A 14,595-nucleotide genomic window follows, 5' to 3' on the forward strand; every position below is an offset into this window, starting at 1 on the left:
AAGGAACACCACCAAGTGCTTCAAATGTTTCCGTTAAAAACGAAAACAATGTACTTTGTGATTTAGAGATACTTAGATGGAACGTGCGGAACCTTGAATAAGAAAGAACAAGAACGGCCACATTCACTTCTACCTGTTGACCATCCTTAGTATCAAATAGAATACTTTCTTTCCAATCTAGTTGTGCTTGTTTACCTGGTGCTGTTTCAAAACGAGCTGCCCCTTTGGGGGAGGCAATCTTTTTGTCCTCATCAAAATAAGCTTTAAATTCTGGTATTCTAGCTATATACGCCCTAAATGTAGAAGCCGAACAATCAAGACCATGATTATCTTTTAAATATTGCCAAAGCACCCTCCGATAATAAAACTTCTGTTTCGAATCCTCCGATAAAAGTGCGGCTATAATTTCATAATATTCATCAAGCATAGATGCCTTTTTCCTTGTACGTTTTGGAATAAACCCATTGAGATATTTATCGATTGTTCTACGATCTACCCCTAATTCCCTAGCTAATTCACTTTTATTAATTTTCATCTTTAACTGCTCCATTACTTGTTTGAATTTTCCTAAATCTGAAAGACTCTTAATCTCAAAATCTGTTTCAATATTTAACTTTATGTACATACTAATCACCCAATATTAGTATGTAATTCATAATCAATTTTGTACATCTTTATTCAAGCACGTTTGTACATATTTAAATTATCATTTCTATGCCTTAAAGGGATTAAAAGGTTTTTAAAAAAAGAAAAAAACGAAATTTTGATGAAAGAAAATGTTTAGAAAGCGGATACAAAATTAAAAGTTTTATTTTATAAAAAGGGAGCTAAAAAAACTCCCACAAAAACTTGACTCAATCGATTTTCAATCATAAATGGACAAATGTGTTTTTGTATATTATACTTTGTTTTATTAAAATAAAAATATATTATTATATACAATCCGCCGGTTAATAAAGTAATGAAATAAAGTTATTGAGGTGACAATTAAATATAATAATCAGGAGGAAACAATGACTAATCAACATATACAATTAAATCGAGCTGTTCATAAATCAGCCGTTTGGATGATTATTGTAGGAATAATCTTTATTGCTGCCAATTTAAGAGCTCCGTTAACATCAGTCGGTCCAATAGTAGGATTTATTAGGGATGATCTTCAACTTTCCAATACATTGGCAGGGATGATTACCACATTGCCATTATTATCTTTTGCCCTTTTTTCCCCGTTTGTACCTAAATTGGCTCGTGAATTTGGGGTAGAAGTCATGATTTTGATGTCTATTATCTTTCTTACACTAGGCATTATTTTACGTTCATTATCAGGGGTGGCTGCTTTATATATTGGTACTGCTGTGCTAGGTTTGGCGATCTCGATTTCTAATGTGCTATTACCTAGTCTGATTAAACAAGAATTTCCAACACGAATCGGATTAATGACAGGTGTATATTCTATTTCGATGAACCTGTTAGCTGCTATTGCGTCGGGAATTAGTGTTCCAATTGCCATTGGGCTTGGATTTGGATGGCAAGGTGGATTAGGGATTTGGGGGATGCTTAGCTTCTTATCAATTTTATTCTGGTTGCCTCAAGTAAAACATCTCAAAAAGGAAACCGTCGCTGTTTCAAATAAAGTAGTGGATAGTCAGGTGAATTTGTGGCGTTCTCCACTGGCATGGCAAGTAACCCTGTTTATGGGGTTACAATCGATGGTCTTTTACATACTTATCGCATGGCTGCCTGAGATTTTACAGCAACAAGGAATAAGTTCAGACCAATCTGGTTGGTTGCTTTCTGTTATGCAATTAGCGTTACTTCCCTTTACTTTTATCGTGCCAATTATTGCAGGGCGAATGAAAAGCCAGCAGTCCTTAGTCATTATAACTAGCGCCTTACTTCTTGCAGGAACGCTTGGATTAATGTATGGAAGTGCGAATTTAATTGTATGCTGGATCATCATGATAGGTATTGGGGGAGGATGTGCCTTCAGTTTAGCGATGATGTTTTTTGGCTTGCGAACGGAGAATGGTAGACAGGCTGCAGAACTATCTGGGATGGCTCAATCAGTTGGTTATTTACTCGCTGCTATTGGTCCCACCCTTTTCGGATATTTACATGATGTAACGAATAGCTGGACTATTCCGTTATTCATTTTAGCTGGCGCGTCATTGTTGCTCTTTGTATTTGGATTAGGAGCAGCAAGAGATCGGTATGTAGGCTCCATTAAATAGCTTATCTTTAGCGAAGGTCTCGATGTATTTCTGGTAGACCTTCGTTTTTTTGTGTATTTGTACAAAGGAAGCAGAAAGAAGGATGAATAACTGGAGATTATTGCTAAATCGATATAAAGTTTTGAGGAGCATTTCTGGGGAATAGTTAAAGGACTAAAACAATTGGAGGGAGGATTATTGATGAATAATTATAATGCAGATCCCAACAAGGTAGAAGAAACAGTGAAGGACATGGACAGAAAAGCAATCCATGACAAGCTAGAGAATTTTAATGAGTTTAAATCTTACCTTAGCAGTAAAATAGAAGTAGGAAAAAATCTCGGCATGGATGAAGAACAATTAGCGAAAGGCGCAGAAAAGGTTGCTGGTTATCTTGCTAAAAATGCTGAACCGCAAAATCGGGAGGAAGCACTTCTTCAGGAACTGTGGAAGGTAGGTAACGAAGAGGAACGCCATAAATTAGCACATATGCTTGTGAAATTGGCAAATTAATATTTATTCAGGATTCCATTCCTCGGGAGATAAAAAGAAAACTCGTCTTTGGCGAGTTTTCTTTTTTTGCAAAAAATTAAAATAAAGTGAGACCAAATGATTAAGTCTTTCGTAGAAGAAATAGAGAAGCATCATATATAGGATGAATGATAAACAGTAATAGATTGTAATAACAGGGAGGCAGAAAACATGCATTTAAAAGAATATATAGATTCTACCTTTCCTGGTCTTGTTTTGAAGCCAGGTCTTAATCAGCAATGGAAGAACGGCTTTCATTTTAATTTAGCTAAAGAACTTTATCCATTAAAGGAAAGTACAGAGATTGGGTTGATACGGAAGAGGTAGAAAGACTGTTTAGCTCACAGCCGCATGTAGCTGAGAATCAAGGTGGGAGATAGCTGCCTGTAAAGGTCTGATAAGTGCAATTAACGATTAGGGGGAATTGTATGAGAAAAATCAGTGGGATAGTAATGATTATTATTAGTTTAGTACTAGCTTTTGCTAGTGCTTTGAGTTTTAAAGATGATTTTATCTTTGCCAATATACTATTATGGGTGATTAGTTTTCCGCTCTATATCAGTGGTCAATTAATTAGAACTTCAAAATATGAATTTAAACAGCGAGGCAAGCGTTGGGTATCTATTTATCTATTTTTCTTTCTCATTCTCCCTTTACTAATGTTTTTATTTGAGAGTTATCAGGATTTAAAGGAAACTACCTTTGTAGATGAACAGTTTATCACTTATGAACCTGCATCAGGGGATTTAGGAGTGATAGCGCTTGTTGGCTTTATGATTCTTCTCTCCTTATTTGCCGGACGATTTCTTAATCCGGGTTTAAAACGGAAAGGGTTACTAAATAGCATCATAATAGGGACCATAGTATTCTTAATTGGATTCCATTATTTTATGTTCACTGATTATAGGGGAATACATGAGGAAAAGGGATTGATATCAAGCAATTGGAAAGGGGAGAAAGACATTATAGGTTTTGAGGAGATAGAAAGTGTCTTTGTGGAACCTTATGTTCATTATGCAAATTTGAATATTCCTTCCGATGACACTAAATTTTCTTGGAAAGTAATCTTTCAACCTAATAATCAAAAAGAGAAAGTAATTTATCATTATACTTTAGTGACAAAATCTGGTTTAGAAGAAATGGTTAAAATAAAGACAATATCACAGGAGAATAATATTCCTTTTAATGTAGGTGAAATGGATCAAGAAACGCGGAAGTGGTTTGATCTAGATTTAGAAGTAGAAGAACTAGAGGAAGAACGCTATTATGAGCTTTTTGAAGTGAATAATAGATAGGCCAGCAGCGCTATTTTAAATGTGGATATTTCGAAAAAAGGCAATAATTCTTCTGGAATTATTGCCTTTTTAATAGTAGCTTTTTAACAGTTTTAATCGTTTTCTCTATTTTTCGACAGAAACATTCATAATAGCATTTATTTTTCTCATTTATAATTGACAGAAAAATAAAAACCAAGTATTATAATTGAGAATGATAATCATTAACTATTATAAAGACTAGAAAAAGGAAAGGACATACATATGTTTAAAAAACGCCAAAAGTCATTTATTCAAATTTTCTTATTCTCAGTTGTTGCAATTCTTTTACTAGCAGGTTGTTCAAGTCAGTCATCTCCGAAAACGGATGAAGAAAAGTCCGCTGATTCCAATACAGATTCTCAGTATCCAATCACGATTAAACATGCGTTTGGTGAAAGCGTAATTGAAGAGAAGCCAGAACGCGTTGCTACTATTGCGTGGTCCAACCAAGATGTTGCACTTGCACTAGGCGTTGTTCCAGTTGGTTTCTCTGCAGCAAATTATGGTGTTCAAGATGATAGCGGCATGTTACCTTGGACGGCAGAAAAACTAGAAGAGCTAGGTGAAGAAAATCCAACCATTTATCAAGATACTGATGGTTTAGATTTTGAAGCGATTGCCGATTCGAATCCGGATGTTATTCTTGCAGCATATTCTGGTATTACACAAGAAGAATATGATACTTTAAGTGAAATTGCACCAGTGGTTGCCTATCAAGAAAGTCCTTGGGTAGCGTCTTGGCGTGAACAAGTAACGTACAATTCAATGGGAATGGGCATGGAAGAAGAAGGAAAACAGCTTATTGCCGATACAGAAAAGTTTATTGCTGATAAAGCAAATCAATATCCTGAAATAAAAGGGAAAAAAGCAGCATTCGTAAGCATGAATGGTTCTGATTTATCGAAGTTTTACATCTACTCTCCAACAGATCCTCGTGGTGAATTCCTTACAGAGTTAGGGATGGAGTATCCGGAAAGTATAACAAGTCAAATGACGGACCCAACTAGTTTCTATTTGGAAGTAAGTGCTGAAAATGCTGATATATTAAATGATGTTGATATTTTCGTTTCCTATGGAAATGATGAAACACTTGCGGCTTTACAGGCTGATCCGATTTTCGGGAAAATTCCAGCTGTAGAGAGAGGATCTGTTGTGATTATTGAGGATAATACGCCACTTGCAGCAGCAGGAACACCAAGTACACTTTCCATTGAATATACTCTCGATGAGTACTTAAAATTACTCTCAGAAGCTGTAAGTAAAGTGAACTAAATGGATCATACATCCGTTTTAAAAAATAAGCAGTTAGTAATACCGAGAAAGTTTATGAGCGTATTATTATTTTCTATTATCTTACTCGGTATAAGTATATTGGCGTCTCTTGCTTTTGGCTCTCGTACAGTTGGCTGGAATGAAATAATGGATGGATTATTCCATCCTGACATACAGTCCCATGGGGCAAATGTTGTTCGTCAAAGAATTGCTAGAACTGTATTTAGTTTAATGTGTGGTGCTGCATTAGGAGTTTCTGGGGCTCTTATGCAATCTGTCACACGTAATCCGATTGCAGATCCTAGCATATTAGGAGTAAACACAGGTGCAGCACTATTCGTTGTTTGTGGAATATCCTTTTTTCATATTGGCACTGCTGGTCAATACATTTGGTTTGCATTAGCAGGGGCAATCTTAACTGCCATTTTTGTATTCGGAATTGGTTCGATGGGGAGTGGCGGTGCCACCCCCCTTAAGCTCGTTTTAGCGGGGGCGGCGACAAGTGCTGCTTTATCCTCTCTAGTAATGGCCATTATGATTCCGCGATCCAATGTGATGGATCAATTTAGATTTTGGCAGGTGGGCAGTGTTGGGGCTGGAAATTGGGATTCTATCTCTATTTTCGTTCCTTTTCTTCTTGTTGGTATATTAATAGCCTTTTTTTCTGCTCCAGCCTTAAATGCTTTAGCATTAGGGGATGAAGTAGCTACAGGATTGGGTGTACGGACCGGCACACTTAGACTTGTTGCGGCATTTGGAGGAGTATTATTGTGTGGTGCAGCAACAGCGCTAGCAGGTCCAATTGGCTTCATCGGTCTGCTTGCAACACATGTGATTAGACTCCTTATTGGACCTGATTTGCGTTATATTATCCCCATGTCAGCTGTAGCTGGAGCGATTATACTAACCATTTCAGATGTATGTGGCCGACTTCTTGGTAGTCCTGGTGAGCTCGAAGTAGGAGTAGTCACGGCATTTATTGGTGCTCCAATTTTAATTTTAATAACTATGAAAGCGAAAATGCGTGCGTTATGATGAATGAATCAATGAGTCTAATTATGGTAGGTAGAATAAAAAGACGTCGTCGTTTTATACTTGTAACTTGGCTTCTTGCAATCATTGCTTTTGCGCTATGCTGTACGATGCTTATGTTAGGAAACACGATTTATCCCGTTACAGATGTAATTAGTGTGTTACTAGGTGAACAGGTAAAAGGAGCCTCCTTTTCGGTCGGAACGATACGATTTCCACGAATGGTTGCCGGTGTTTTCGCAGGATTTGCTTTTGGTATTTCTGGACATGTATTTCAAACAATGCTTCGTAATCCTTTAGCAAACCCAAATGTTATTGGAATAACAGCGGGTTCAAGTGCTGCTGCGGTTTTTTGTATTATTGTTCTTCATGCAAGTAGTACGTTTGTTTCGATTGCTTCTATAATCGGTGGACTAGCTACCGTAATCGTCATTTTTCTATTATCAAAAGGAAGTTCTTTTTCGATTGGTAGGTTAATATTGATAGGAATTGGAATACAGGCAATGTTAAATGCGGTAATATCCTATTTATTGCTTATCGGACAGCATCATGATGTTCCTACAGCGATGAGATGGTTAAGTGGTAGTTTAAATGGAGCTAAAATGGAGAATCTTTATGCCCTTATGGTTACTGTCCTTATCTTTGCACCTATCATTATCTTGCTTGGAAAGCGATTAGATATGTTAGAGCTTGGGGAGCAAACAGCAACGTCTCTTGGAGTTAATACAGATAGAACAAGGGTTACTTTGATTATCAGTTCGGTACTAATCATTGCTTTAGCTACTGCTACAACAGGACCCATTGCATTTGTCGCATTCCTTTCTGGACCTATCGCAAAAAGGTTAGTAGGTATTGGTTTTTCTAGTGTTATACCAGCAGGTCTTGTGGGGATTATTTTAGTTTTAGCATCTGATCTTATTGGGCAATTTGCATTTGTTGCTAGATACCCAGTTGGAGTGATAACAGGTATACTAGGTGCTCCATACTTAATCATGCTATTAATTCGAATGAATCGAAAGGAGGAATTGTAATGGATAAGATACATGAATTTCGAGCGGAAAAGTTAACCTCGGGCTATGAAAATAAAATGATCTTAGAAGATATTGAGCTTGAGATTCCGAGTAATAAAATAAGTGTGATAATCGGAGCGAATGGCTGCGGGAAATCAACTCTTTTAAAAACACTATCTAATCTAATTAAATCTTCGTCTGGTAATATTACCCTTGATGGAAAGTCGATTAGTAAGTTCCCACCAAAGCAATTGGCTCGAATTCTTGGCATTTTACCGCAATCTCCTATTGTGCCTGAAGGAATAACGGTAGCAGATTTAGTTGGACGAGGGAGATTTCCTCATCAATCTTTCTTGAGTGGTTGGTCAAAAAAGGATTATGAAGCGGTTGCCGATGCAATGGAAATTATGAAGATAACGGAATTTGCCAATCGTGATATTGATGAGCTATCCGGTGGGCAAAGACAGCGTGTTTGGATTGCGATGGCATTAGCCCAGCAAACAGATATTTTATTTCTTGATGAGCCGACAACTTTCTTAGATATCACTTATCAAGTAGAAATTTTAGATCTGTTAACCGATCTAAATCGGAAATACGGGACAACGATTGTAATGGTTCTACATGATATCAACCTTTCTGCACGTTATGCAGATTATATTTTTGCGCTGGAACAAGGGAGACTTGTAGGAGAAGGAAAACCAGCAGATATTATTACGAGTACATTAGTTGAAGATATTTTTGGCCTCAATTGTACAGTTATTAATGATCCAGTCTCTGGTACTCCTTTAGTTGTCCCTAAGGGCAGGTATCACGTCAAAATATAGAGGAAATCAATATAGGCATATTTTTATGGAAAAAAACCCTTCAAGTTTTAAAGCTTGAAGGGTTTTTTCGATTGCTTAAGATGTTATATATGGAGCAAAATGCACTTGTGGAAAGAAAGTCTTTAGAACCATTTCCTTAGAGAAATCTTTATTTTATAAATAACGTTATAATTTTTGGGAATATTATCTGTTATATGCCAATTTAAAGGATGATTATCATGTCCCTCGCTATTCTAGCATTGTTAGCTTGTTTCGTGTTGATTGTATTTGCGATTGTTCCTAAAGGGTTAACACTTACTGAAATGGTTTTTTTTTACTTTATAATCGGAATATCAACGATTACTTTGTTTACTATACTTGATGTTAATTTGCAATGGGTGCCACTTACTCGAAGTGTGGAAGGTTCTTTTGCCATGTATATATGTCGCTTTATTGTAATACCCTTTCAAATTCTTTTGTCTGTATGTGTACTTCAATCTAATTGGAAAGCAAAATGGCGATGGGGAGCTGCGGCAACCATTCTTTTATGCTTATCATTAGAAGACCGAATATATTTGAGAACTGATATCCTTACATTCCTTAAATGGAACGAATATTACTCTGTTCTTATGTATGGGGTGTTTATGCTATCAGTATGGTGGATAGCACGCTGGTTTATTGGCCTAGATAAAGGAGAAATGAAAAAAAATGAATGAAATACGCTACGATAATAGTTTTAATACGAATGAGTGGAGTATTATCATTTCACTCCTTGTTGGATTTTTGGTGGTGTTCATACTTCCAAAACGATTTCCCAAAAAGACAACCAGTGTGTATCTCATGTGTGGCGTTTTTTTTGGTTTCTTGTTTGATCATACTTTAAGTGTATTGCCAGTTCGTTATTATATAATCAATGATAGTTCTTCCTTTGAACTTATGGATTTTTTATCCCATGTGATGTATGCGCCAATCAGTTATCTTTTCTTTTATTTATACGATCTCTTTAACATCAAACCTAATTTTATTATATTGTATATTTTAGGTTGGGCACTTGTAAGTGTTGGAGTTGAGCGGCTTTGCGGTATCATTGGTATTTTCCACTACCAACATGGATATACCATCTATTATTCTTTTGTTATTTATTTATTAGTGATAAGCATTTGGGTGATCTTTTATAGAATGATTCAAGAATATGGAGAGGAACAATATTAGCTATCCTTGATAAGTATAAATAATAGCCTTGATTAGAAAAAGAAAGAATGCGAATGAGAAGAAGATATTACTTCTTGTTTTTGCCTGAATTTTAACCTAAATAGACCTTTACAAACCTCTATTAACAGGAGTAAGATACAAAAAAATAATAAATTTCAAGTAATGTCGCTGAATTCTCCATTGTAGGAGGAGCGGAGGACCCAATTCTTTTGTGAGTAATCACTAGGGGTGAGTCCTTTTTATGAAAGGTAGGGTTATTTCTTAGACCCGAATCCGACTGCTAACTTCGCAAGCGTTGTAAGAAGAGTGAATCGAACTTGTGCTCATTGCGTAATTCATGGACCACAGTAGGATACCTCTGTGGTTTTTTGGCGTGTGAATTTTAGAATGAAAAATGATGGAATCTAAAATTCCGCGCAAGCTATGAAAGAATCATTTTGTAGGACGTTATGTTGGATGGAAGAAGGGGAAAGAATGAGGATTCCTAAGAAAAAGGATATAATTGCATTAAGCCCACCTCAGATTCTTATTTTCGTATTTTTAGCTTTTACAATACTAGGTACAGTCCTTTTAAAAGTACCTTTGGCTACAAATGGAAACATTTCATGGATAGATGCGTTATTCACGTCTACTTCTGCCATGACAGTTACTGGTTTAGCCGTAATTGATACCGGAGCTTCGTTTACCTTATTCGGAGAAATTGTGATATTATGTTTAATCCAGCTTGGTGGATTAGGAATTATGACGTTTGCTGTATTAATTTTTATGACCTTAGGGAGAAAGATTGGATTTAAGGAACGTCTTCTTATCCAGCAAGCCTTAGGGCAAACATCTATTGGCGGAATTATTAAATTAGCGAAGCAGTTATTTTTATTTTCCATTATTCTTGAGACTGTTGCGGCAGTTCTACTAGCTATCAGGTGGGTTCCAGAAATGGGATGGGGAAAAGGGAGTTATGCAGCAATTTTTCACTCTATTTCTTCCTTTAATAATGCTGGATTTTCTATCTGGCCAGACAATTTAACTAGATATGTAGCAGACCCCGTCGTTAATATCATTATTTCTTTTCTCTTTATTATTGGGGGAATAGGTTTCACTGTTGTGTTTGATTTGTGGAAGAAATCGGAGTTTAAAAAACTTACCCTGCATACAAAGATGATGGTAGTTGGAACATTTGTCATTAATATTATTGCCGTGTTTCTTGTATTCAGCTTTGAATATGATAATCCTCAAACATTAGGAGATTTATCCTTGTCTGGGAAAATCCAAGCTGCTTATTTTCAAGGTGTAGTGCCAAGAACGGCTGGTTTTAATACAATTGATATTGGAGCCTTAAATGAATCAACCTTGTTTTTAATGATTCTACTTATGTTTATAGGGGCAGGAAGTGGTTCTACTGGTGGAGGTATTAAACTAACAACCTTTCTTGCTATCGTATTATCCGTTCTCTCTTTCTTACGAAATAAAGATGAAATCGTTGTTTTTAATCGATCTATTGATGATAGAACCGTTGTAAAATCATTGGCAATCACAATAATAAGTCTTTCTGTTATATGTGTAGCTATTTTTATTTTGGATGTAACCGAGAATAATGCAAGATTCTTTGAAATTGTGTTTGAAGTAGTCTCTGCTTTTGGCACCTCAGGCTTATCGATGGGATTAACAGGTGAATTAACGCCGATAGGGAAAATGGTGATTGTTTTTGTTATGTTCGTTGGAAAAATAGGACCGTTAACGTTAGCCTTTTCTTTAGCAAAACCAAATAAATCAAAAATTCGATATCCGAAAGAAGATATTTTAACTGGGTGAGGAGAGTTCATATCTATGGGAAGAGAACTCTCCCACTCCTTAATGCTTTTCTTTTTCAAATATAAGAATAGCTTCTTCTAAAAAATCGATAATTTCCTTTCTGATAGGATAGAGATTTAGACTGGATGAGATTTTTTCTGATTTACGAACCTCCCAGAATTTTTCTTCCAATTCTTTTTCCCCATTAAATGTTTCTGAAGATAATAACAGTATTTCTTCAGCTATCAGTTGTGCATCCCTTGAATGGGGTGCTTTTTGTTCTTCTAAACAATATTCTATTCGTTTAATGAGGTGAATCCATTTCGTTATATCTTTAGGATCATTTTCTAATTTCGGTAGCTTTTCATTAAGTAACCTCTGTTCCTCTTTATTAAATATAAACTTGATTATTTTTTCTTTCTTATTTAATTCTGTTTTTTCTTTTGTAAATAAAGGAATGAGCTCTTTCCATTCGAGTTCTTCTTCTAATTTAAGAATATTAAGTAATGTGTTCGTATAATTAAGGGATTGTTGAAGCTGTTTGAGATGATTCTCTAGTTGTTCTTTATGAATGGTGAGTGTTTCGAAAATCGTGATATGGTTGATTATCTGCTTTATATCATGTAAAGAAATAGAGGCTGCCTTTAGTAAAATAATTTTTTCAAGTAAAAAAACATCATTATCGTTATATAATCTTCTTCCGTTATCTTCCTTCTTAGAAGGTACAACTAATCCAATTTCGTCATAGTATCGTAGAGTCCGTATTGAAATAGTTAGTTTTTTGGAAACTTCTCCTGTTGTATAAAAATTCATAAAAATGCCCCCTAATAAGTGCTTGCAGGTTACGTAACGTGACCATTTAAGCTAAATGTAACATATCAACTGTATAGGAGGAATAATTAAATGAAGCAGGAAAAATTGATTTGGGGATATAAGGAACTGTTCGCGATTCTTTTGCTCATTCTTGTGGCTGTTCCAATTATTATTGAAAATATAGGACAGCGTATATTTCAAGATATCTTCCAAAATAACTTGTATGCAGGAACATTGACCGGATTAATAATGGCGGTGGTGTTTATGTGTGGACTTTATCTAATTGTATTAAAACCAAAACAATTGAAGTGGGTAGCTATCGGGCTAAAGCCATTTCCGAGGAGTGATTGGAAAGTAATAGTAGGTGGATTTCTTCTCTTATTTGTAATGAGCATTATCATTTTATTTATAATGGATGTTATGAAAATAGGGATAGATAATAGTAAAACGAAAGCATTGAAGGAGGAAAGTACTTGGTTTACTTTTAGTATAGCCTTTATCTCTGCAGCAATAATATCGCCTATATATGAAGAGCTTTTATATCGTGGTTTCTTATACAAGTGGTTTCGGCTGAGGTGGGGAAAAGTCTTGGGCATATTATTAAGTTCCTTGATTTTTATGATTGTTCATATTCCAACCTATAACACGTTACCAGTAAACTTTGTTTCTGGAGTTATATTGGCTTGGACTTATGAAAAGAGTGGGTCTATTATGCCGGGGATTATTATTCATGGTTTGTTTAATGGCATTGCTGTGATTTTGACTACGATGTCTTTCTGATATTAAATGATCTATTCACTAATTAGGATAGAATTTTTTTGTATTTTATTGTATCAAATTGTGATATTACATTTTAATAGTAGAATAATAGCATATTTTGTCAGAAAATATGCTATTATTGTTATATTCGAAAAACAAAGAGATTGCATTTGAAACAACATGGGGGAATAAGATGAAGACCTGGATGCGAATAAATCTATATTGGATGATACCAGGTGTGCTGATTTTATTAGGACTGTTTTTATTGTTTGTCCAAAACTTTTCCAAAGTGACAGCACAGCCGGAATCAGATTGGAGCAGAGGATTATTAGTTGGCCAATCTGAGGTAAATAAATTACCAGCAATAAAGGAAACAGAGGATGGCCATTACTTGTTCTCCTTTTTTCAGAAAAATAAATTAAATACGGCAGCAATGAATAAGGAGTTTCGTATAGAAAAAGAGAAGGAATATGATATTCCGGTAGATAAATGGACACAAATTTATCAAGGAAATGATCAGCTTATTTATTTTGACTATAAAAATATTTATGACCAAAATAAGACGGAATTAGTTGCTGATGTAGAGAAATTCTACCCGCTGGATTCGTCTATTCTATATGTAAAAGAAAATACGCTATTTCTATTAAATCCTGAAACAAAAAAATCTTCGAAACTGATGGAGATCAATCTAGATAAGGAAAATATTTCCATTGAAGAGAATGATGAGGGCATACATCTTCTCTTGTTTACCAAGGGAAAAAGTAATGTCGAGCTAACTTTATACCGTCTTCAGGATGGAAAAATAAATCATTTATATGAAACAAAGGTAAAGGTTGATCCTGGAAAGATAGTAAATGGGATTTCCTTCACTTTTGAGGAACAGAAACTAGCATTATTACTTCAAGAAGAGCTGGAGTTAACACAAGGTAAACCTGAGTATTTTAACTATTTTGTAGAAATTGATATTGCAAGCACCCAACCGCCTGTACAGTATGAGTTAGCATTTCAGGATCCTGCAATAGAGAACGGGAAATTAACGGAAATTTCAGATGTCGCCTTTACTTATAGGGATGGAAAACCGAGTCTTTTATTTAAAGCGAATGGTTTTACGGAAACGAAATATAATGAGAAGAGTGGATTCAATATTTATGAATCTGAAATAGGAGAAGAGGGAGATACCAAAACGGAACGGCGCAGTAATACAGCGGCGATTTCCACTATTCCTCAATGGTTAGATGAGAATACAATTGTTTGGATGGATCTTGATGGAGATGGCAATAAAGTTTATGTTTCTTCCAATGACCTGTCGGGGATAAACAAGCAAATTAAACATACATCGGAAGATTGGCTGCAGGCGCTTGGAAAAACATTTGGAATGCTTTCTACTTCCTTTTTTGCTTTTGCTCTTTCTTTCATTTGGTTAATATGGCCAATCCTATTTGTAATAGTTATGTATTTGTTTTTCAGTAGAAAAGTAGATTATGATCGACCATGGATTTTTTATACGGGAATCGGTATTTATTTAGTCGCCGCCGTACTATTTAAGGATCGTTTCTTTGTACCTAATATATTATCAAGTGCACCGGGATATTTAACTTTTTCAGGCAGTCCTTATGTCTATCTATTATTATTTGCCGTTATCGCATATCTTTTATCTATGTTAACGAAACATGTGAATGAATGGATAGGGGCACCAAGAATTATCTATTTTGTTGGTGTACATATTATTTTATTAACGATATTTTTTGGACCATATATTATTTATTAAATGGAGTGGGAAGAAGATGAATGATGGAGAGCACTTTATATAACGAGATTTTATTTGGATTCGGGCACCACCAATTATAAA

At 35.4% G+C, this 14,595-nt stretch carries 14 protein-coding genes, 1 pseudogene and 1 riboswitch; of the genes and pseudogenes, 13 read left to right on the plus strand and 2 right to left on the minus strand.

The window, feature by feature from the left end; translation table 11 throughout:
• A pseudogene (locus ACTQ5K_RS13250) lies at window positions 1-625 on the minus strand (IS21 family transposase); the annotation flags it as partial.
• Between the two features lie 388 nt (window positions 626-1,013).
• Here ACTQ5K_RS13250 and ACTQ5K_RS13255 point away from each other — a divergent pair.
• The 11 genes from ACTQ5K_RS13255 (at window position 1,014) to ACTQ5K_RS13305 (ending at window position 11,195) form a co-directional block, all read left to right on the plus strand.
• Window positions 1,014-2,231 carry a CynX/NimT family MFS transporter gene (locus ACTQ5K_RS13255; protein ID WP_109769211.1) on the plus strand — a complete coding sequence of 406 codons (1,218 nt, stop codon included), beginning with the start codon at window positions 1,014-1,016 and terminating at the stop codon, window positions 2,229-2,231.
• A 231-nt stretch (window positions 2,232-2,462) separates the two neighbouring features.
• Window positions 2,463-2,723 (plus strand): DUF3243 domain-containing protein, encoded by a 261-nt coding sequence (locus ACTQ5K_RS13260; RefSeq protein WP_419181466.1) that lies wholly within the window; start codon window positions 2,463-2,465, stop codon window positions 2,721-2,723.
• 189 nt (window positions 2,724-2,912) lie between these two features.
• Complete coding sequence (locus ACTQ5K_RS13265) at window positions 2,913-3,068, plus strand: hypothetical protein (RefSeq protein ID WP_235251573.1); 156 nt, start codon at window positions 2,913-2,915, stop codon at window positions 3,066-3,068.
• A gap of 101 nt (window positions 3,069-3,169) precedes the next feature.
• The gene (locus ACTQ5K_RS13270) at window positions 3,170-4,036 is read left to right on the plus strand and encodes a hypothetical protein (protein ID WP_235251574.1); all 867 of its coding nucleotides are present in this window, start codon (window positions 3,170-3,172) and stop codon (window positions 4,034-4,036) included.
• Between the two features lie 243 nt (window positions 4,037-4,279).
• The gene (locus ACTQ5K_RS13275; RefSeq protein ID WP_235251575.1) at window positions 4,280-5,329 is read left to right on the plus strand and encodes an iron-siderophore ABC transporter substrate-binding protein; all 1,050 of its coding nucleotides are present in this window, start codon (window positions 4,280-4,282) and stop codon (window positions 5,327-5,329) included.
• Window positions 5,330-6,364, plus strand: coding sequence for a FecCD family ABC transporter permease (locus ACTQ5K_RS13280; RefSeq protein WP_235251576.1), 1,035 nt, complete (start codon window positions 5,330-5,332; stop codon window positions 6,362-6,364).
• The gene (locus tag ACTQ5K_RS13285) at window positions 6,361-7,392 is read left to right on the plus strand and encodes a FecCD family ABC transporter permease (RefSeq protein ID WP_109769215.1); all 1,032 of its coding nucleotides are present in this window, start codon (window positions 6,361-6,363) and stop codon (window positions 7,390-7,392) included. Before ACTQ5K_RS13280 ends, ACTQ5K_RS13285 begins: the two co-directional genes overlap by 4 nt.
• Window positions 7,392-8,195: an ABC transporter ATP-binding protein gene (locus tag ACTQ5K_RS13290; protein ID WP_109769216.1), complete on the plus strand. Its 804-nt coding sequence runs from the start codon at window positions 7,392-7,394 to the stop codon at window positions 8,193-8,195. Before ACTQ5K_RS13285 ends, ACTQ5K_RS13290 begins: the two co-directional genes overlap by 1 nt.
• Window positions 8,196-8,413: 218 nt before the next feature.
• A complete protein-coding gene (locus ACTQ5K_RS13295; RefSeq protein ID WP_235251577.1) occupies window positions 8,414-8,890 on the plus strand; it encodes a hypothetical protein in 477 nt (158 codons plus the stop codon).
• Complete coding sequence (locus ACTQ5K_RS13300) at window positions 8,883-9,386, plus strand: hypothetical protein (protein ID WP_109769218.1); 504 nt, start codon at window positions 8,883-8,885, stop codon at window positions 9,384-9,386. The genes ACTQ5K_RS13295 and ACTQ5K_RS13300 overlap by 8 nt, the downstream gene beginning before the upstream one ends.
• Window positions 9,387-9,542: 156 nt before the next feature.
• A riboswitch (cyclic di-AMP (ydaO/yuaA leader) is annotated at window positions 9,543-9,696 on the plus strand.
• Window positions 9,697-9,842: 146 nt separating this feature from the next.
• Window positions 9,843-11,195 (plus strand): TrkH family potassium uptake protein, encoded by a 1,353-nt coding sequence (locus ACTQ5K_RS13305; RefSeq protein WP_284561139.1) that lies wholly within the window; start codon window positions 9,843-9,845, stop codon window positions 11,193-11,195.
• Window positions 11,196-11,234: 39 nt separating this feature from the next.
• Here ACTQ5K_RS13305 and ACTQ5K_RS13310 read toward each other — a convergent pair whose 3' ends face one another.
• Window positions 11,235-11,987: a MerR family transcriptional regulator gene (locus ACTQ5K_RS13310; RefSeq protein ID WP_441993970.1), complete on the minus strand. Its 753-nt coding sequence runs from the start codon at window positions 11,985-11,987 to the stop codon at window positions 11,235-11,237.
• Window positions 11,988-12,077: 90 nt separating this feature from the next.
• On the opposite strand from ACTQ5K_RS13310, the gene ACTQ5K_RS13315 reads away from it, so the two are divergent.
• Both ACTQ5K_RS13315 and ACTQ5K_RS13320 read left to right on the plus strand, forming a co-directional pair.
• On the plus strand, window positions 12,078-12,767 hold the full coding sequence (locus tag ACTQ5K_RS13315; RefSeq protein WP_441993971.1) for a CPBP family intramembrane glutamic endopeptidase: 690 nt from the start codon (window positions 12,078-12,080) through the stop codon (window positions 12,765-12,767).
• 172 nt (window positions 12,768-12,939) lie between these two features.
• Window positions 12,940-14,514: a hypothetical protein gene (locus tag ACTQ5K_RS13320; protein ID WP_441993972.1), complete on the plus strand. Its 1,575-nt coding sequence runs from the start codon at window positions 12,940-12,942 to the stop codon at window positions 14,512-14,514.
• The last annotated feature ends 81 nt before the right edge of the window (window positions 14,515-14,595 follow it).

It is taken from the genome of Niallia sp. Sow4_A1 (assembly GCF_052116745.1).
Classification (GTDB): domain Bacteria; phylum Bacillota; class Bacilli; order Bacillales; family Cytobacillaceae; genus Niallia; species Niallia hominis.

Excerpts from the sequence above, each read along its gene's own strand:
- ACTQ5K_RS13285 (WP_109769215.1), top strand. The coding sequence starts at position 6,361 with ATGATGAATGAATCAATGAGTCTAATTATGGTAGGTAGAATAAAAAGA.
- ACTQ5K_RS13290 (WP_109769216.1), top strand. The coding sequence starts at position 7,392 with ATGGATAAGATACATGAATTTCGAGCGGAAAAGTTAACCTCGGGCTAT.
- ACTQ5K_RS13275 (WP_235251575.1), top strand. The coding sequence starts at position 4,280 with ATGTTTAAAAAACGCCAAAAGTCATTTATTCAAATTTTCTTATTCTCA.
- ACTQ5K_RS13260 (WP_419181466.1), top strand. The coding sequence starts at position 2,463 with ATGGACAGAAAAGCAATCCATGACAAGCTAGAGAATTTTAATGAGTTT.
- ACTQ5K_RS13300 (WP_109769218.1), top strand. The coding sequence starts at position 8,883 with ATGAATGAAATACGCTACGATAATAGTTTTAATACGAATGAGTGGAGT.
- ACTQ5K_RS13315 (WP_441993971.1), top strand. The coding sequence starts at position 12,078 with ATGAAGCAGGAAAAATTGATTTGGGGATATAAGGAACTGTTCGCGATT.
- ACTQ5K_RS13295 (WP_235251577.1), top strand. The coding sequence starts at position 8,414 with ATGTCCCTCGCTATTCTAGCATTGTTAGCTTGTTTCGTGTTGATTGTA.
- ACTQ5K_RS13320 (WP_441993972.1), top strand. The coding sequence starts at position 12,940 with ATGAAGACCTGGATGCGAATAAATCTATATTGGATGATACCAGGTGTG.
- ACTQ5K_RS13310 (WP_441993970.1), bottom strand. The coding sequence starts at position 11,987 with ATGAATTTTTATACAACAGGAGAAGTTTCCAAAAAACTAACTATTTCA.
- ACTQ5K_RS13270 (WP_235251574.1), top strand. The coding sequence starts at position 3,170 with ATGAGAAAAATCAGTGGGATAGTAATGATTATTATTAGTTTAGTACTA.
- ACTQ5K_RS13305 (WP_284561139.1), top strand. The coding sequence starts at position 9,843 with ATGGAAGAAGGGGAAAGAATGAGGATTCCTAAGAAAAAGGATATAATT.
- ACTQ5K_RS13265 (WP_235251573.1), top strand. The coding sequence starts at position 2,913 with ATGCATTTAAAAGAATATATAGATTCTACCTTTCCTGGTCTTGTTTTG.
- ACTQ5K_RS13280 (WP_235251576.1), top strand. The coding sequence starts at position 5,330 with ATGGATCATACATCCGTTTTAAAAAATAAGCAGTTAGTAATACCGAGA.
- ACTQ5K_RS13255 (WP_109769211.1), top strand. The coding sequence starts at position 1,014 with ATGACTAATCAACATATACAATTAAATCGAGCTGTTCATAAATCAGCC.